At 41.4% G+C, this 18,225-nt stretch carries 18 protein-coding genes; 12 read left to right on the top strand and 6 right to left on the bottom strand.

All coding sequences use genetic code 11. The annotated features are described in order from the left end of the window. Positions 1-813: 813 nt before the first annotated feature. Positions 814-1,965, bottom strand: a complete 1,152-nt coding sequence (locus tag Q4591_RS01015) for a methyltransferase (protein ID WP_102532196.1) — start codon at positions 1,963-1,965, stop codon at positions 814-816. Positions 1,966-2,239: 274 nt separating this feature from the next. Between Q4591_RS01015 and Q4591_RS01010 the strand changes: the two genes are divergently transcribed. Both Q4591_RS01010 and Q4591_RS01005 read left to right on the top strand, forming a co-directional pair. After that, a complete protein-coding gene (locus tag Q4591_RS01010; protein ID WP_102475573.1) occupies positions 2,240-2,647 on the top strand; it encodes a hypothetical protein in 408 nt (135 codons plus the stop codon). A gap of 228 nt (positions 2,648-2,875) precedes the next feature. Next, positions 2,876-4,621, top strand: a complete 1,746-nt coding sequence (locus Q4591_RS01005; RefSeq protein ID WP_277870005.1) for an ABC transporter transmembrane domain-containing protein — start codon at positions 2,876-2,878, stop codon at positions 4,619-4,621. Between the two features lie 108 nt (positions 4,622-4,729). Here Q4591_RS01005 and Q4591_RS01000 read toward each other — a convergent pair whose 3' ends face one another. Beyond that, entirely contained in the window at positions 4,730-6,328 is a 1,599-nt protein-coding gene (locus tag Q4591_RS01000) for an AMP-binding protein (RefSeq protein WP_303458902.1), read from the bottom strand. 474 nt (positions 6,329-6,802) lie between these two features. Here Q4591_RS01000 and Q4591_RS00995 point away from each other — a divergent pair, with 474 nt between their 5' ends. Then, on the top strand, positions 6,803-9,370 hold the full coding sequence (locus Q4591_RS00995; RefSeq protein ID WP_102438881.1) for a TonB-dependent siderophore receptor: 2,568 nt from the start codon (positions 6,803-6,805) through the stop codon (positions 9,368-9,370). 87 nt (positions 9,371-9,457) lie between these two features. Here the strand turns inward: Q4591_RS00995 and Q4591_RS00990 are convergent, their stop codons facing one another. Further along, entirely contained in the window at positions 9,458-9,988 is a 531-nt protein-coding gene (locus Q4591_RS00990; protein WP_102519357.1) for a thioredoxin family protein, read from the bottom strand. A gap of 196 nt (positions 9,989-10,184) precedes the next feature. Here Q4591_RS00990 and Q4591_RS00985 point away from each other — a divergent pair, with 196 nt between their 5' ends. Continuing rightward, complete coding sequence (locus tag Q4591_RS00985; protein ID WP_102438877.1) at positions 10,185-10,802, top strand: LysE family translocator; 618 nt, start codon at positions 10,185-10,187, stop codon at positions 10,800-10,802. Between the two features lie 70 nt (positions 10,803-10,872). Here the strand turns inward: Q4591_RS00985 and Q4591_RS00980 are convergent, their stop codons facing one another. Both Q4591_RS00980 and Q4591_RS00975 read right to left on the bottom strand, forming a co-directional pair. After that, the gene (locus tag Q4591_RS00980; RefSeq protein WP_303413759.1) at positions 10,873-11,205 is read right to left on the bottom strand and encodes a DUF3144 domain-containing protein; all 333 of its coding nucleotides are present in this window, start codon (positions 11,203-11,205) and stop codon (positions 10,873-10,875) included. A gap of 119 nt (positions 11,206-11,324) precedes the next feature. Further along, on the bottom strand, positions 11,325-11,870 hold the full coding sequence (locus Q4591_RS00975; protein ID WP_102475570.1) for a prepilin-type N-terminal cleavage/methylation domain-containing protein: 546 nt from the start codon (positions 11,868-11,870) through the stop codon (positions 11,325-11,327). A gap of 68 nt (positions 11,871-11,938) precedes the next feature. On the opposite strand from Q4591_RS00975, the gene ung reads away from it, so the two are divergent. Then, positions 11,939-12,604, top strand: coding sequence for a uracil-DNA glycosylase (gene ung / locus Q4591_RS00970; protein WP_303458899.1), 666 nt, complete (start codon positions 11,939-11,941; stop codon positions 12,602-12,604). A gap of 76 nt (positions 12,605-12,680) precedes the next feature. Here the strand turns inward: ung and ispB are convergent, their stop codons facing one another. Further along, the gene (gene ispB / locus Q4591_RS00965; RefSeq protein WP_102438869.1) at positions 12,681-13,652 is read right to left on the bottom strand and encodes an octaprenyl diphosphate synthase; all 972 of its coding nucleotides are present in this window, start codon (positions 13,650-13,652) and stop codon (positions 12,681-12,683) included. Positions 13,653-13,932: 280 nt separating this feature from the next. On the opposite strand from ispB, the gene rplU reads away from it, so the two are divergent. The 7 genes from rplU (at position 13,933) to Q4591_RS00930 (ending at position 18,175) form a co-directional block, all read left to right on the top strand. Continuing rightward, positions 13,933-14,244 (top strand): 50S ribosomal protein L21, encoded by a 312-nt coding sequence (rplU, locus tag Q4591_RS00960; protein WP_076541221.1) that lies wholly within the window; start codon positions 13,933-13,935, stop codon positions 14,242-14,244. 16 nt (positions 14,245-14,260) lie between these two features. Continuing rightward, complete coding sequence (gene rpmA, locus Q4591_RS00955; RefSeq protein WP_055024328.1) at positions 14,261-14,515, top strand: 50S ribosomal protein L27; 255 nt, start codon at positions 14,261-14,263, stop codon at positions 14,513-14,515. 262 nt (positions 14,516-14,777) lie between these two features. Continuing rightward, complete coding sequence (cgtA, locus tag Q4591_RS00950; RefSeq protein ID WP_076541219.1) at positions 14,778-15,944, top strand: Obg family GTPase CgtA; 1,167 nt, start codon at positions 14,778-14,780, stop codon at positions 15,942-15,944. Between the two features lie 14 nt (positions 15,945-15,958). After that, positions 15,959-16,723, top strand: coding sequence for a threonine/serine exporter ThrE family protein (locus Q4591_RS00945; RefSeq protein WP_102438865.1), 765 nt, complete (start codon positions 15,959-15,961; stop codon positions 16,721-16,723). Beyond that, positions 16,720-17,187 carry a threonine/serine exporter family protein gene (locus Q4591_RS00940; RefSeq protein WP_102438863.1) on the top strand — a complete coding sequence of 156 codons (468 nt, stop codon included), beginning with the start codon at positions 16,720-16,722 and terminating at the stop codon, positions 17,185-17,187. Before Q4591_RS00945 ends, Q4591_RS00940 begins: the two co-directional genes overlap by 4 nt. A gap of 32 nt (positions 17,188-17,219) precedes the next feature. Next, positions 17,220-17,702: a type 3 dihydrofolate reductase gene (folA, locus tag Q4591_RS00935; RefSeq protein WP_102475568.1), complete on the top strand. Its 483-nt coding sequence runs from the start codon at positions 17,220-17,222 to the stop codon at positions 17,700-17,702. Positions 17,703-17,782: 80 nt separating this feature from the next. Next, on the top strand, positions 17,783-18,175 hold the full coding sequence (locus Q4591_RS00930) for a DUF3718 domain-containing protein (RefSeq protein WP_102438859.1): 393 nt from the start codon (positions 17,783-17,785) through the stop codon (positions 18,173-18,175). The last annotated feature ends 50 nt before the right edge of the window (positions 18,176-18,225 follow it).

Here is an 18,225-nt window from a genome sequence, read left to right as displayed (position 1 = left end):
CTGCGGTTAAAGGTTGTCTTTTTTACTCTTATCGCTAATTCAAATCGCTAATTCAAATCACTAATTTAATGACTTAAGCCGAGTTGGTCTAGAGTCTAACCCTGGTGATATTTTACCTTATCAATTAACAAGGATTGTCAGTTTATTGGACATTATATTAAACCTTCGGGATAAGCTTTTATTGATTTACAGTGAAAAAGTGATGATAGGTGCTTAAAAAGCATGTAATTACCTTGCTATCTTAAAAGTTTTTTTATTACTAAATTGTAACAAATTTTCTGAGAATGATATTTGTTTGTATTTTTGGCGTTGGTTACGAAGATCATCTAGCTGGTCTATTGGTATACCAATTTTTTCTGTTGTTATTATCAATTTAATTGCCTTATCTAAGCTTTTATTTAGGGGCTGGTGGCAGCTTATTAGCTTGAATAATAGCGTCTCGGGTTAGTTAATAGCGTTATAATTTGCTATAGGGTGTCATATCAATATCGATTTATTAGGCGCTTTATTTTATAGCCAGTCTTCGATCATTAGCCGTTATGGTAAGCTCGATTGTTACAGCTGGTAATAAACTTACATGAGTAACAACTTAAGTGGTAATGCTCGTCTTGGCGGTTAACTGTTTTGACTCGGCCGAGTAAAGTATCTGTGGGGGAGAAGTATTGAAACTAGGGCCTGATATGACTAACACAGATTAGCGGCACAGATTAACTGCACTGATTAGCCAGAATGAGTCGTTTAACTGTTAGCGCGATTAAGCCTTTAAGTTAAAGGCTTAATCGAAGCTTGAACAAAGGTTGAGTCTGGCAGGGTTTACTTAATTGCTTGTAAAATAACAAACTTACCATTTGACGCCACAGTGTTGCAGTTTTTAAATAAACGCTTCAATTTTACATGGTAAGCCAAATGCCGATTGCCCACGACTTGTAACATGCCGCCAGGGGCTAAACGTTTACGGGCATCAACAAACATCTGCCATGCAATGTGATCGGTTATTGCTTCCCCCTGGTGAAAAGGAGGGTTACACAACACCAAATCAGCCACCATTTCAGCATCTAAGTGGGTTAAACAATCATCCCAATGAAACTGCGCTTTTTCACGAGCAAAGCCATTTGCTTGCCAATTGTGACGACTCGATGCAACGGCCATTTCTGAGTCGTCTACAAAGTGGATAGTTGCTTGCGGGTAAAGTTGTCCGGCTCGCAGGCCTAAAATACCATTACCACAACCAAGATCTATAACGGTATTAAACTCACCTTCTGGCAAGTTATCTAGCATGATACGAGCACCAATATCGAGCTTGTTAGCGGCAAATACATTGCTTAAGTTACTGATGTTAAGTGATAACTCATCAACAGGCCAGTTGACAGCTTGTGGAAGTTGGCGTTTATTACCGTCAGCAATACAAGTGATTACGCGGGTTTTCTTCCAAGTTAAGCTAGCATTAGCAGCGCCTAAATTTTTCTCAATGACGGCTAAAATCGCTTTATTGATGGTTTTTGCTTTAGCGCCAATGAGTACCTGAGTACCTTTTGGTAAAACCTGAGATAAGCGCTGCAATTGATGAGCAAAATAACTGAGGTTTTTTGGCAGCTTCATTAACACTAGCTGCAAGGTGTCAGGTAATAGCTCACGGCTATGAAAACGCTGGATATTATCTGATGGCAGTTGATTGGCTGCTAAGTTTAACTCAGCCCCCAGTAAACTGGTTTTCGCGTCGGTTTCCACAAATAAAGGCCAGCTTGGCTCAATCGCAACAAGGCCGCATTGCAGCGCCCCAAAATTATCATTAATGATGGCGGTATTAACTGGGCTCGTGTTTGACTGAATCTGGCTTGACTCAATAATATGTTTTATCAGGTGTTCATCGGCGGCATCCCAAGCTTGCAGGTTGGACTCTTGCTGCTTTGGATAGCGAAAAAGTGTTAACTCAATTCCTTCACATGAGAATTGGTTTGCCGTCATTATAATTACCTGTCATCAACATCATCAAAATAGCCGATAATTATCGCAGATAAGCGTTTATTGTGCGAGAGGAACTCAGGGCTTATCTGCAGTTAATCGCCCCGTTTAATCGCCATATCTACAATGATGACGCCTTACACCCAAATTGCCCTGTGGCGTATTTGTTCGACATAGGCTGATAAGGTTTGCAGCGCCAAGGTGACTGATGCTAGATTACATAGGCAATAGATTAAGCTCAACGCGCTAATAACATTAACATTTACAAAGGAATTGTATGAAAGGTGCAGGTGGAACGTCAGGTGGAATTGGGTCATTTTTTATTGGTTTGATTATGATGTGCGGTGGTTTTTATATGCTACTGAATGCCATTAAAATCACCAGTTCATTTGGTATGGGGCATAGTCTATACAGAATGGGCGGTATGAACCTGACCAGTGGCATGATCATGATCCCATTTATGTTTGGAGTAGGTTTGATGTTTTACAATGCCAAAAATATTTTTGGCTGGATCCTAACCTTTGGCTCACTGGTTGCGCTTATCTTCGGCGTGATTAGCTCAATTAATTTTCGCTTTACCCAAATGAGCGCGTTCGAATTAATTGTTATCTTAGTGCTGAGTGTTGGCGGCTTAGGGATATTTTTACGCTCACTGAAAACCATCGACAGTAACAGCTTGAGCTAATCTACTGTTTTGTTTTACTGCAAGCAATAGTAAAACCCTGCACCATTTTGCAACAATGCTGAGTTCAATAATTGGCTCAGTATTGTCAATGCTATATTTATCTTCATCTGCTTGATTGTTTATTGGTACTATTTGGCTACTTAGTTTTTATTGGTATCTATTTTGACTACTGACTCGCCTTCACAGCCACTTGAACAAAAGCCATCGTCTAAACAAGCATTTCCAGTATTGCCGTGGATTATGACATTTCTTAAGCCTTATCGAATGAGAGTGGTAGCGGCAATTATCTTTTTATTTATCGGCTCATTTGCTTGGTTATCACTAGGCCAAGGAGTGAAGATGATGGTCGATGAAGGCTTTGTGGCTGATAACGCTGGCCGGCTCAATGAAATCGTCTTGTTTATATTAGTGATAACCGCAGTAAGTGGCACGGCGGTCTTTTGTCGCTTTTACTTAATGACTTGGCTAGGTGAGCGGGTTATCGCTGATATTCGCTTGAAAGTATATAACCATTTATTGTCATTATCGCCGGCATTTTTTGCCGAGCAGCGCACTGGTGAAGTGATTTCACGCTTTACCGCTGACAGCACGTTATTGCAAAGTGTGGTGGGCAGTAGTTTGTCGATGGCGTTTCGCTCAAGTGTTACCGTGCTCGGCGCTATAGTGATGATGGCGCTGACCAGTATTAAGTTAACGGGCTTAGTGTTACTGGCTGTGCCTATGGTGTTTGTTCCGGTTATTTTTCTTGGTAAAAAAGTGCGTCAGTATTCACGTACCAGCCAAGATAAAGTGGGCGATCTGGGGGCGTATATCGATGAAACCCTCCATGAAATTCATACCGTGCAAGCCTACGGCCATGAAAGTAAAGATCGCTACGTGTTCAATGAGCAAGTTGAAGCTGTGATGACCGCGGCTAAAAGCCGTATTCTCTATCGCTCTATTTTAATATCTTCAGTAATGTTTTTAAGTATTGCCGCTATTGCCTTGGTGCTGTGGGTTGGGGCGCAAGATGTGATGGCGCAAAATATTACCGCTGGTGAATTATCCGCCTTTATGTTTTATGCGGTAATGGCAGCAGGTGCAGTGGCCACCATTAGTGAAGTGTTCAGTGAAATTCAGCGCGCCTCAGGCGCTGCAGAGCGATTAGTTGAGTTAGTGAACACTCCTATTGATTTACCACAAGTTACAACGCCTCAGATGCTCCCTGATGAGGTTAAAGGCCAACTGAGTCTAGAGCAGTTACGTTTTGCTTACCCTAGTGTTGCCGATGATGTCATTAAAGGCATTGATTTACAGATTAAGGCGGGTGAAAGAGTTGCGTTGGTAGGAGAAAGCGGCGCCGGTAAAAGTACCTTATTTGAATTGCTGCTACGTTTTTATCAACCTCGCTCAGGCGCTGTTAAGTTAGATGGATTTGATATCTCGCAGTTGAGCTTAAACCAATTACGCGAGCAGTATGCATTAGTGCCACAAGACTCAGTTATTTTCGCCACTAACGTACTTGAAAATGTTCGCTATGGCCGGGTTGATGCCAGCGAAGATGAGGTTATTAACGCTTGTAAAACAGCTAAAGCTGATGAATTTATTAATGAGTTACCTGACGGCTATCATACCTATTTAGGTGAGAGAGGCGTTAAGCTCTCAGGTGGTCAAAAACAGCGCATTGCCATTGCCAGAGCCATATTGGCAGACAGACCTATTCTATTATTAGATGAAGCCACCAGTGCCCTAGATGCGGTGAGTGAAGTGTATGTAAAGCAAGGTTTAGATAATCTGATGCAGGGCAGAACCACCTTGATCATTGCCCATCGATTAGCCACAGTGATTAATGCCGACAGAATTGTGGTGTTAGAAAAAGGCCAAGTCGTTGCTGTGGGCACACACCAAGAGCTAATGCATACAAGTGAAATTTATAACGCGTTTGCCAGCTTGCAATTACTCGCTGACATTGACATAGGGCAAGAATCTGCTTAGCGCTGACTATTTTCAGTTTAGCCAGCGATAAAAAAATGCCTTCAATTGTGAAGGCATTTTTGATGTTGTTACGAATGATATTTCTTTTAAATCATATACCGTGGACTGCTACTTTCTTAACTCGCGGCGTAAGATTTTACCCACAGTGCTTTTCGGCAGTTGCTCGGTAAACTCAATAATGCGTGGAATTTTATAGGCTGTTAATTGGCTGCGGCAATAATCTGAAATTTGCTGTTTGGTTTGCGCTTCATCAATTGAGGGATCTTTTAAAACGATCACTGCTTTAACTGCTTCACCGGATTTTTCATCTTCGACACCGACTACCGCGCACTCAAGCACTAATTCGTTTTGGGATAAAATATCTTCCACTTCATTGGGATAAACATTAAAACCTGAAACGATAATCATGTCTTTTTTGCGATCGACTATTTTGTGAAAACCATCTTCAGTAGCGACTGCAATATCGCCAGTTTTAAAATAACCGTTACGGGTCATGACTTTGGCGGTTTCTTCAGGCTTTTGCCAATAGCCTTGCATCACTTGTGGGCCTTTAACTGCAAGTTCGCCAGCTTCACCTAATGGCACTTCTTCATCGTTTATATCTAATATTTTAACCTCGGTGGCCAATACAGGTTTACCAATAGTGCCTAACTTTTGGTAACCCGGCGCATTTAAGCTCACTACCGGGGCGGTTTCTGATAAGCCATAACCCTCAGATATCATACTGCCAGTAGTTTTTTGCCAAATATTTGCCGCAGCACTTGTCAGTGCTGTGCCGCCAGAGAGCGTAATGGTTAACTTACTAAAATCCAATGCTTGAAATTCTGGTTGGTGGCATAGGCCAACAAATAAAGTATTAAGCCCTGCAAAGCCAGTAAACGGATAACTGGCCATAGTCTTTATTAAGCCTGCAATATCGCGTGGGTTAGGGATTAGCACTGAGCAGCTGCCAGATTCAAAATACAGGACTAAATTCACCATAAAGGCATAGATATGATAAATCGGTAACGGTGCGACAAAAATGTCCTTGCCTTCAGTCATAGTGCTGGCAATACGCGATTTTACTTGGCCTGAGTTAGCCAACATATTGCGATGACTTAGCATGGCACCTTTTGATAAGCCCGTGGTGCCGCCAGTGTATTGCAGCGCGGCTAGATCTTCTTGCTGAGGTTTGTAAGGACTAAAGCTTGATTGTTCACCTAAGGCGAGCATGTGGTTAAATTCGACTTTTGCAAAAGGGGTGTCGGCTTGAGGCTGAGGATTAATTAAATCCAGTGCATGGGTGCTGATGACTAATTCAATATCAGTTTTCGCAACTACATTATTTAATGTGGGTAATAAGTCAGATAACACCACCAAGGCTTTTGCGCCGGAATCATTAAACTGATGGATTAGCTCACGTTCAGTATACAGCGGGTTAGTGTTGACTATGATTAGCCCCGCACGAATTGCACCGTATGCGGCAATCACAAATTGAGTGATATTTGGCAACTGAATCGCGATGCGATCCCCAGGTTTTAGCTGACTATGGTTTTGCATGTAGGCGGCAAACTGACGTGAAGTAAGTTCGAGTTCTTTAAAGGTGGTTTGTTTCCCCAAACAAGCATAAGCCACATTATCCCCATAACGTTGGCAAGTTTGTTCGATCAAATCTACCAATGAATCATATTGCTGTAGATTGAGTTCTTTATCTGCGTCATACCCCATGCTTATCCCCTTTGTTGTTTTTTTGCTGCATTTCAAACAGGCGTTTAGATTAGAGTGGTTTTAGTTAACAGGTCAACAACATTCTATAGCTTTGTAAAATTATAGTATTAAAAAGTATGGAGTTTTTGCTCTATAATGGCTGATGGTTAGCATTATCTATTCGTTCAGTTTTGATGGTTCTTTGAACTAAAAAGGTGTTCTTGAGCCTCATGGTTAATTGGTTTGTAAGTATAAAGTCAGCGTTATCAACTGCCTTGCTATTCATTTAGTTAGTGTTTTAGTCTTTTACTCTGTTATTACCTCGAAATGCGTAGATTATTTTGAGAGGTAATCGAAATTGTTCGCAATTAGCTTGCATTTGTTATAGAAATGTAACTGAGATGATGTATTTCATTTTGGGAGAGACGATTTTTAATCATATGTTTATGAATAAAAATGAGTCACAAGCAAAAATATAATAAATAAAGAGACCACATGATGACCAATCTAAAGAAAACAACCAAGTTTGGCTTTAGCTCATTAAGCCTCGCAATTACAGTAGCATTGACTGGTTCAGTCATGTCTACTCAAGTCGCAGCTGCGGAAGAAGTTGCAGACAATGTAGAAAAAATTGCTGTTGTAGGTAGCCGCGCTGCACCTCGTTCAGTGGGTGAGTCCCCTGTACCTATCGATATCATTAGCGCTGATGATTTAAGGAAGAATGGCTCTACCGACATGATTGATATGTTGGTCACCTCAGTACCATCATTTAACTCGCGCGCTCAGCCGATTAGTGATGCTGCAACCCTTGTACGCCCAGTCAATTTACGTGGATTGCCTTCAGACAGTACTTTAATCCTTGTTAATGGTAAGCGACGTCATCGTGCTTCTGTCATTGCATTCCAAGGAGGTGGCATAAATGATGGTGCTCAAGGGCCTGACATTTCGGTGATTCCAAGTATTGCGTTAAAGCAAGTTGAAGTGCTGCGTGATGGCGCCGCGGCGCAATATGGTTCTGATGCCATTGCAGGTGTAATGAACTTCCAATTAAAAGATAGCGCTGAAGGTGGCTCTGTCTCTGTTTCTCACGGTGAATATTATGAAGGCGATGGTGCAACGACAACCGTGGATGGCAACATCGGATTGCCGTTAACAGATGCTGGCTTCGTTAATATTAGTGCGCAATACAAAACTGCTGATGCAACCAGTCGCAGTGTACAGCGCCCTGATGCTGCGGGTTTAATTGCGGGAGGAAACACATTCGTTAATGATCCTGCCCAAATATGGGGTAACCCAGAAATTAAAGATGATTACACTGTATTTGCGAATCTTGGCTTTGACTTTAATGACAAGCACAGCCTTTATGCATTTGGTAACGTATCGTCAAGAGATGCTGTGGGTGGCTTCTATTACCGTAACCCCCATAACCGTGGCAATGTTTACTCCCTTGATGGCGGCGAAACCTTGCTAGTGGGGGCAGTAAATGGCGATCCATCAACATGTGATGTTGTGCCTGCAAATGTACCTAATGTACTTGATACCCCTGAATATGCAGCAATGGTTGCAGATCCTAACTGTTTCTCAATGAACCAAGTGCGCCCAGGTGGTTATACCCCTCAATTTGCTGGGACCATTGAAGATATGTCTTTCTTCTTAGGTTTTGAAGGCGAATTTGGTGAGTGGGCTTATGATGCCAGTGCAGGTACCGGTGCCAACAAAGCAAGTTTTAGCTTAAGGAACTCGCTTAACCCTTCTTTAGGTTTAGCGGCTAACCCTGAAGATACTCAAACTGATTTTGATACCGGTGCTTACGAGCAAGTTGAAACCACAGTCAACCTCGACTTCTCGCGTTATTTCACCATTGGCTCAATTGAAGATATTAGCTTTGCAACGGGTTTTGAGTGGCGTGAAGAGTCATTTGAAATTACTCAAGGTGAAGAAGCTTCTTGGTTAGCTGGCCCATACGCAGATCAAGGTTTCAATATTGGTTCCCATGGCTTTAAAGGTTTTGGTCCTGAAGCTGCGGGTAAAAACTCTCGAACCAATATTGGTATTTATGCCGATGTTGAAGCGTATTTAACTGATGATTGGTTATTGGGTTTAGCGCTGCGTTATGAGGACTTTTCTACTTTCGGCGATACCTTAAATTATAAGATTTCAACCCAATACTCAGTGAATGATTACTTGTCAATTCGTGGCTCACACAGCACTGGGTTTAGAGCGCCAACAGTCGGTCAAGAGAATGTGGTTAACACTCAAACCTCGATTGTAAACGGTGATTTGATCCAGACATTTATTGCTCCACCAACGGATCCATTAGCGGCATTTTATGGTGGTGAAGTTTTAGAACCGGAAGAATCCATCAGCTATGCGTTAGGTACGGTATTTGAGTATGAAGACTTTTTCTTAACGGTTGATTACTACAATATTGAAGTGACAGGTCGTCTGGCGCAGTCAAGTCAAATTGAAGTACAAGCGGATGATTATGATGCGTTAAGAGCGGCGGGAGTAGAGTTTCCTGAGTTAATTTCGGCGGTTACTTATTATACCAATGACTTTGATACTACAACTCAAGGTATTGATATTGTGGGTTCGTATGAAACAGAGCTGATGTCTGGTGACTCAATGTTCAGTCTTGCCTATGGCTGGACGGATACAAACGTTGATAAGTTTGATCCAGATACTACTGACGAAGGTAAAGTGCGTCGTTTAGAAGATGGTATTCCTGCTCATCGTGCGACCTTAACGTGGAATCAAACCTGGGACGATTTAAACGTATCGTTACGTGGTAATTACTTTGGTGAATACTATGCAACCCATGCTGATGATACGTCTGATTGGGGTTCTGAAACGGCAGATTCTGCTTTCACTGTTGACCTTGAAGTGAGTTATACGGTAGTTGATGCATTAACTATTTCAGTGGGTGCGAATAATATCTTCGACCAAGAAGCTCAAAAGCTTAAAGACGGTACTTTAGGTGCTCTAGGTGCAGTTTACTATGAAAGTGGTCCATTCGATTATAACGGTGGCTTCTACTACGGTAAGTTAACTTACAGCTTTTAAGCGTTTAACTTGAACAAGAAAGACTGCATCTGCAGTCTTTTTTTTGCGATAAATTTATTGAGTTGAACTTGCTAAACACTAATCGAATCAGTTAACCGCATCTAAAGTATCAAACAATGATTCAATGGTGAGCACTGTTGGCAGCTTAACCCCTTGTGGGTACTTAGGGCCGTAAACTTTATTGAATGGCGTACCCATGCCGCCTTCATTGGTTACATAGGTTTCGATAAGTGCATTAGGTTCAGTCCAATTGCCTTGCATTAAAATGATATTATCTGCAGTAAGTACATTAACGACTTTTTCTCTATGGGTGACATTGGCTTGGTTGGTTCGACAAGGCAAGCACCAGTCCGCGTATACATCCACAAATACAGTATAGCCTTGCTCAACTAAAGGCGCTATTTGGCTTGGGTTAAGCGTTTGCCACTGCAAGCGTTTATAAGCATTGTAATCTTCATCTTTTTGTAAAAAAGCATACACCCCGCCAAAACATAAGGTCATAAAACTAAGTAACACGATGATCGCAGTAGGAATATTATTCCCTTTTATTTTTAGGATAATCAGTAAACCGATACCGGTTAGTAGTAATCCAAGTAATATTGGCAGCAATAAGGCCATAGGATGTGTTCTCAGTTAATTATGCAGAAGATATAGGCGACTATATCAAGTTTTACTTAATTTGAGGTTAAACCCATGTTGTCAGTGGTCATTCATGGTAACGTTACGCCTTTATTAAACTGCAGATAATTAAATGAATATAATCATCTGTATTTAATTGTAAGAATATTCACTCATTAATGATTTGGGAAATAAAATGGCGTTTAGTACGTGGTTAGGTCTATTGGCTATCTGTTGTTTAGGAGCCATGTCTCCAGGTCCTAGTTTAGCTATGGTGTTAAAACATACTTTATCTGGTGGGCGATTACATGGTGTTGTTTGTGCCTGGGCACATTCAATAGGTATTGGTGTTTATGCTTTGGTGACCTTATTAGGGCTTGCAGTGGTGCTAGAAAAGTCGCCAATTGTGTTTAACGGTATTGCGATTCTGGGGGCGCTTTATTTGGCCTGGATGGGGTTTCAAGCACTAAACTCTAAAGGTGGTATGGAGCAAAAGCTACAAGCAGGAGTGCCAGCATCTTTACTTGAGGCTGCAAGAGACGGTTTAGCGATATCATTATTTAACCCAAAGATTTTATTATTCTTTTTAGCATTATTTAGTCAGTTTGTGCTTGCAGCTGAAACCATGGCAGGTCAAACCGTTATTGTGCTAACGCCCTTGGTTGTTGATGGGCTTTGGTACACCCTTATTGCCGTGGTGTTATCCCATGGGCCGATCTTAAATCGGTTACGAAACAAAGCGGCATTGATTGATAAGTTATCGGGTGTGGTACTTATCTTGCTGGCAGTTCGGGTGTTGATAAATCTATTTTAAATAGTATTTATTACAGATAGAGAGAACAAAAAAGCCATCTTGCGATGGCTTTTTTTGGTTAAAGCAGTTGTTAGTTCTTAAATACTTGTACTGAATCGTCTTTCTCTACAACGTCCTCTTCTGATGCCTGCTGGCTTCCTGGTGGGTTCTTTATATGGTCATTTAAGTTTTCACTTAACATTCCTTTGAACTCCTCAGAAAACCACTCTAAGGCATTATCTTTTTCAGCTTCTAAATTTGAAGACTTAATTGCAGCTTCAAATGCATTGTAACGTGCTGCAGCAAAGCGAAGGGCAGTACCGACTTTGCCAATATCGTTTTCTTGCTGGCTAAGTTGGTTTGCTAGCGCGATAAATTGATCAGCAATTTGGTACATTGTTGTTTCAGTTTTTTCTTCTGACATATTTTCCACTTTTTAGTACTGGTTTAATTGCAATTAGTTTACCCACTTTAAAACTTAAATTCAGGTAAAAAACCATTGAGTTTGCGGATTCGATCCAATTATTAAGCAATAACGTCATTTTAACTGTCTGGGTCAGAGTCAGTGATCACTTGACCATTTCGAGAGTCATAGTAAATAGATAAAGTCGTTAGAGAGTTATAAAAATAGCGACATTGATCAGGATTTATATAGGTGGCTTGGTAATCTGATACGTTTTCATCGGCAGTGGTGGAAACACTGGGGGCATCTTGTAGTACGGTTTCCCATACCGATATACAATCAGCGACGTTGTTTAGCCTTGGTGATGGCTCAAACGGAGGCCAGTTTTGTGCTGGATATCCCCACTCATTAATATCTAATTGGCCATCAGTACCGGCATTTTCAAATATTGGCAGATTATCAGCAGGGCCTGAATAGCCTAACGCAGCCCATTTTATATGCGCGAGGCTGATACCGGTTGCGAAGCTGCCGCCAGTGGCTTTTACATTTGCCACATGCGCATCTTGTTGAAGGTTGATAAACTTAGGCAAAGCGATGACGGCTAAAATAGCCAGTATAATAATGACGACAACCAGTTCAATAAGCGTAAACCCAGTTTGAGTTATTTTGAGCTTTTCAATTTGCATTTAGGCATCTTTAGTAATGTGTTGTTAAATAATTGTAGATTGGTTTAGGGGTTATAGGTAGGTATGAGATGAAATATGCGAATTGGCAGCAGGTGTTTAATGAGCAACAACAGCAAGGCTATTATATTGAATTAATGAATTTTTTAGCGACAGAGCGCCAGCAAGGCAAGGTGATATACCCTCCAGAAAATGAGACCTTTGCAGCTTTTGATCTAACGCCATTGAAGCAGGTAAAAGTGGTTGTATTAGGGCAAGATCCTTATCATGGGGCAGGGCAAGCTCACGGTTTATGTTTTTCGGTACAAGCTGGAGTGAAAACGCCGCCTTCTTTGGTAAATATCTACAAAGAGCTTAAGCAAGATATCAGTGGTTTTATCATTCCCGAACATGGCAACCTAACGGCTTGGGCTAAACAAGGGGTGTTATTGCTTAATACGGTATTAACCGTTGAAGAAAGTAAGGCTCATTCGCACTCAAAAGCGGGCTGGGAGCATTTTACTGACCAAGTAATGCAATGCCTTAATCAACAAATTGAACCTATTATATTTGTGCTGTGGGGCGCTCACGCGATAAAAAAAGGCCGCTGGATAACCTCACCTCAGCATCATATTCTTTCAGGGCCGCACCCGTCGCCGTTATCGGCTTATCGTGGGTTCTTTGGTTGCAAACATTTTTCAATTATTAATCAATTATTAGTGGCAAAAAATAGTGCGCCAATTGATTGGCAAGTGTAGGTCTTAGCAATAAAAAATGCACTTGATAGCAATCAAGTGCATTTTAATATTCAGTAACAGCTTAGTTTAGTGGTTTTTAGTTATTACGCTGAACTGAAATCTTAGCTAATGAGATAAGCGCGGTTTTGTATTCGCTATCAGCAATTGGCGCTAATGCCGCAATGGCTTTATCCGCTTCTTCATCGGCTTTTTGCTTGGTGTACTCTAATGCACCTGAATCTTTTAAGGCTGCGACGATTTCGTCGATAGCTTTGGTGCCATCTCCATTTTCAATTGCGTCTTTGATCAGCGCTTTAGCTTCATCATTACCGTGTGCCATGGCATAGATTAGCGGTAAGGTAGGTTTCCCTTCGGCTAAGTCGTCACCAATATTTTTACCTAGCTCATCAGCATCTGCAGTGTAATCAAGCAAGTCATCGGTTAGTTGGAATGCGGTACCTAAAAATTTACCGTATTCACCTAATGCGTGTTGTTGCTCTTTGCTCACATCTGCAATAACACCTGTGAGTAAGGTCGCGGCTTCGAATAATTTAGCTGTTTTGCAGTAAATCACTCGCATATAATTCTCTTCGGTGGTTTCAGGGTCATTACAATTCATTAATTGTAAAACCTCGCCTTCGGCAAGAATGTTAGTGGTGTCAGCCAGTACGCGCAGTACTTTCATGCTATCTAACTCAGTCATCATCTGGAATGAGCGAGTGTATAAGAAGTCACCAACAAGCACGCTAGCGCTATTGCCAAAAAGGGCATTAGCGGTTTTACGGCCACGTCGTAAGGTTGATTCATCAACAACATCATCATGTAGTAGTGATGCCGTATGAATAAACTCTATAATGGCAGCTAACTTTAGGTGTTCTTCACCTTTATAGTCGATAGCACGAGCGGCTAAAACTGAAAGCAATGGACGTAGTCGTTTACCACCGCCATTGATAATGTAAAAACCGAGTTGGTTTATTAATGCAACATCAGACTCAAGTTGTTTGTAAATTAACTGATTTACGGCTTGCATGTCGTTATCAGCTAGTTGACGAATGGCGTTTAAATCCATAATGGTCTCTAGTTATTAGGCTACCGGACAAAATTATATTGCCCACTATATAAGGTTCAAATTGTATATTAACAAATTTTACCGAATTTTCATGCTTTAGGCAGCTTTTGTTCTTAGATAGTGGGAGTTAAGCCGAGCTTTTTTTATTGATTCAAATTTAACGCTTGCCAGAATGCAAATCTTGCCGTAGAATCCGCGCCCATTGTCATTAAAAGTTTTTAGCACCCGGTATCAACATAACAATGAACCGGAGTGTTAGTCCATTTGGAGTGAAATAGCTATGTACGCTGTTTTTCAAAGTGGCGGAAAGCAACATCGTGTTGCTGAAGGTCATACAGTTCGTTTAGAAAAAATTGAAGTTGCTACTGGTGAAACTGTAGAGTTTGATCAAGTATTATTGGTTGCTGATGGTGAGAACGTTCACGTTGGTGCACCTCTAGTTGCAACTGGTAAAGTTGTTGCTGAAGTGGTTAGCCACGGTCGCGGTGAGAAAGTAACTATTCAAAAGTTCAATCGTCGTAAGCATCACGAAAAGAAAATGGGCCATCGTCAATGGTTCACTGAAGTTAAAATCACAGCGATCAGCGCATAATTTAGGAGTCTAACTCATGGCACATAAAAAAGCTGGCGGTTCTACTCGTAACGGCCGCGATTCGGAAAGTAAACGTCTTGGTGTTAAGCGTTTTGGTGGTGAATCAGTTGTAGCTGGTAACATCATCGTTCGTCAACGTGGTACTAAATTCCACGCTGGTGTAAACGTAGGTATTGGTCGTGACCATACTTTGTTTGCATTAACAGACGGTAAAGTTAAGTTTCAAGTAAAAGGTCCTAATAACCGTAAGTTTATTAGCATCGAAGCTTAATCTAGACTCTAATCAGTCTTTGAAAGCCCCGCCTTCTGGCGGGGCTTTTGTGTTTTTTTACTTCATTGTTGATTTAGTTAGCTAGACTTTAGTTTATTAAAAATTAGTGGATTAAATTTACGTGCGGTATTTGCGATGTTTTGCATCGTTGATTATTTATTTTGCAGTAAGCGATTTATGGTGATTGTATCTTCTACGCTTCCCTGCACATCTCAATCTTTTGAGGTTATAATTGACACATTAAGTGGTGTCAGGAGTATGTATGAAGTTTATTGATGAGGCTAAAATCAGAGTTGAAGCGGGTGACGGTGGCAGTGGCTGCGTTAGCTTCAGACGTGAAAAATATGTGCCAGACGGCGGCCCTGATGGTGGTGACGGCGGTGATGGTGGTAGTGTATTTTTAGTCGCAGATGAAAACATGAACACGCTTATTGATTTCCGTTTTGTCAGCTCGCATATTGCTGAGCGTGGTAAAAATGGACGTGGCCGTGATTGTACCGGTCATGGCGGTGAAGATTTAATGCTTAAAGTACCTGTGGGTACGCGTGCTGTTGATTTCGATACTGAAGAATTATTAGGTGATTTGACTACCCATGGCCAAAAGTTACTTGTGGCTAAAGGTGGTTTCCACGGTTTAGGTAATACGCGCTTTAAAAGCAGTACCAACCGTGCGCCGAGACAGAAAACATTAGGTACGCCTGGTGAAGTACGTTTCTTAAAACTGGAATTATTGTTACTTGCTGATGTCGGCCTATTGGGCTTACCAAATGCAGGTAAATCAACCTTTATTCGTGCGGTATCTCGTGCAACACCAAAAGTTGCTGATTATCCGTTTACGACACTAGTACCAAACCTTGGTGTGGTAAGTCCACGACCTGGGCAAAACTTCGTTATCGCCGATATTCCTGGCTTGATTGAAGGTGCCTCAGATGGTGCTGGTCTTGGTATTCGTTTCTTGAAGCATTTGGAACGTTGTCGTGTGTTATTACACATCATCGATATCGATCCTATTGATGGCAGTGATCCGGTTGAATCTGCGCGTTCAATTGTGGCTGAACTTGAAAAGTATTCACCAAAGCTTGCAGCTAAGCCACGTTGGTTAGTCTTTAACAAAATCGATTTATTGCATGAAGATGAACTTGCAGAAAGAATGGATCGCATTGTTAAGGAAATGGATTGGAAGGGTGACATTTACACTATGTCAGCATTCAACCGAACGAACACTAAAGACATTAGCTTAAAACTATTAGATTTCATCAATTCACTTCCTCCTGAAGATGAAGGCACTAGCCCAGATGATGAAGTTGAGTTTAAATGGGATAACTACCATGAAGCTAGCGTTGAATCGGTAAATGAAAATTACGACGACGACTTTGATGATGACTTCGATGACGATGACTACGATGTGGAAATCATTTACCAACGTTAATAGTCGAGAGACAAGTGTACGCAGAAACTCAAAATGATATCACTCGTCTTGTTGTACGAAGTGCACAATTACTTCTAGCCTATGGCGCTGAGTCTGATCTTGTTGAAGAGATCAGTCAGCGCTTAGGTAAAGCGCTGGGTCTTGCCAGCGTTGAACTTTCAATTTCCTCCAACTCCCTTGTACTGACCAGTTTAGTCCATGGCCGCTGTATAACTACAACCCGACGCATTCGAGAGCATGGCATCAATATGAAGGTGGTGTGTGAAGTACAACGCATTTGCCTCTTGGCAGAGCGCGGAGTGTGCAATGCCAAACAAGTTAAACGCCGCTTAGAGATCATTGAGCCTAAGAGTTATCCGGCAAAATATTTGATCCCGATGATTGGGCTATCTTGTGCGAGTTTTTGTCACTTGTTTGGTGGTGATATTACCGCGTGTCTTATTACATTCTGTGCTTCAGCTATTGGTATGTCAGTGCGATTATCATTAGTCAAAAAGCACTTTAATGCACTCATTATCTTTGCCATTACCGCTTTTATCACCACAATCATTGCCCAAATCGGCTTCATCACTGATTTAACCTCAACCCCTAAAACCCCAATGGCTGCCAGTGTGCTGATGTTAGTGCCCGGTTTTCCGTTAATTAATGCGATATCAGATATGGTTAAAGGCCATATGAATGTGGGTATATCTCGCTGGGGCCACGCGACACTCTTAACACTGGCTACTGTCATTGGGATTACACTTTCAATGGCATTGGGTGGGATTTTGTTTATATGAATCTTATTTTAGAATTGCTGCATGATGGACTTTTTTCAGCAATACCAGCGCTAGGCTTTGCGATGTTGTTTAATGTCCCGAAGCGATACTTACCTTTTTGTGCGGTAGCTGGCGCCATAGGGCATAGTTCAAGAAGCCTACTTATGCATTTTGATATGCCCATAGAGTGGGCGACATTTGCAGCTGCAGCCATCGTTGGTATTATTACGATACGCTTTGCTAAGCGTCACCTCGCGCCGCCGCTAATGTATGCTGTTGCAGCTATCATACCCATGGTACCGGGTACCTATGCATACAATACCTTGATAGCTTTGGTACAACTGAGTGTTCAAGAGCAAGTCAGCAGTGATTTAACTTCGATAGTCATTCTTAATGGCCTGAAAACCGTATTCATTCTTGGGGCATTATCAGTCGGCTTAGCAATGCCCTCATTAGTGTATTATCGAACCAGACCTATTATTTAACCCCCGTTTTAGCATCAAATAAGGATTTTTATATGCGCATCGCAATGATAGCCGCCATGGCCAATAATCGTGTCATTGGTAAAGATAATAAAATGCCTTGGCACTTACCTGAAGATTTAAAGCATTTTAAGGCGATGACCTTAGGTAAGCCTGTGGTGATGGGGCGTAAAACCTTTGAATCTATTGGTAGACCGCTTCCAGGTAGACATAATATTGTCATCAGCCGCCAAGCAGATTATCACATTGAAGGCGTTTCATGTGTGAGTTCATTTGAGCAAGCTAAACAACTTGTTACAGATTGTGATGAATTAGTTGTCATTGGTGGTGGGCAGCTCTATAAAGAAATTTTACCGCTGGCCGATATATTATATCTAACCTTCATTGAGCTAACTGTTGATGGCGATACTTTTTTCCCCGAGTGGGATGATGATAGCTGGACGTTACAAGATAAGGTTAATCAGGTTAATGCAGCACAATTGCAATATAGCTTTAACACTTTTGTGAAAAAATGTTAAATTACAAGCTGTTTTACCCTGAATAGAGGTTTACCCTTGATGGTAAGCTGAAAATAATAATACCTACAAAGGAGTATCGGATGCGTTTAATGCCTGTGGCCGTCGCCGTCCTAATTGCAGCATCTTCAGTTTCAACCCCAGCAGTCGCTGATACCGATCAACTTGTGGCAAGTATTTGTGATTACGTTAAATCGAATGATAAAAATCGACTACGTAAAAAACTCAAAGAAAGTCGTGTTAAATTACGTAATATCTATACCGGTGTTTCTTGTGATGGCGCAAGCTTATTAAGAACCGCTTATAATGCAAATTCATTTGAAGTGGGTGAGTACATCGCTAAACGTCTTCCTGCTGGTGATTTAAGTTCACCAGAAGCCGACGGGAAAAGCATTCTTGATTGGGCTAATAGCAATGGCCATAGTGGTAGTGCTATTACTGCTGCAGTTCAAGATCGCATTAATAGTGGTGAGTAAAGCGCATTGATTAATTTGGTGATAGCAATTGTGAATTATCAAATATAATC

The organism is Shewanella sp. 3_MG-2023, assembly GCF_030548765.1.
GTDB lineage: Bacteria > Pseudomonadota > Gammaproteobacteria > Enterobacterales > Shewanellaceae > Shewanella.
This window is presented reverse-complemented; position numbering and strand designations above follow the sequence as displayed.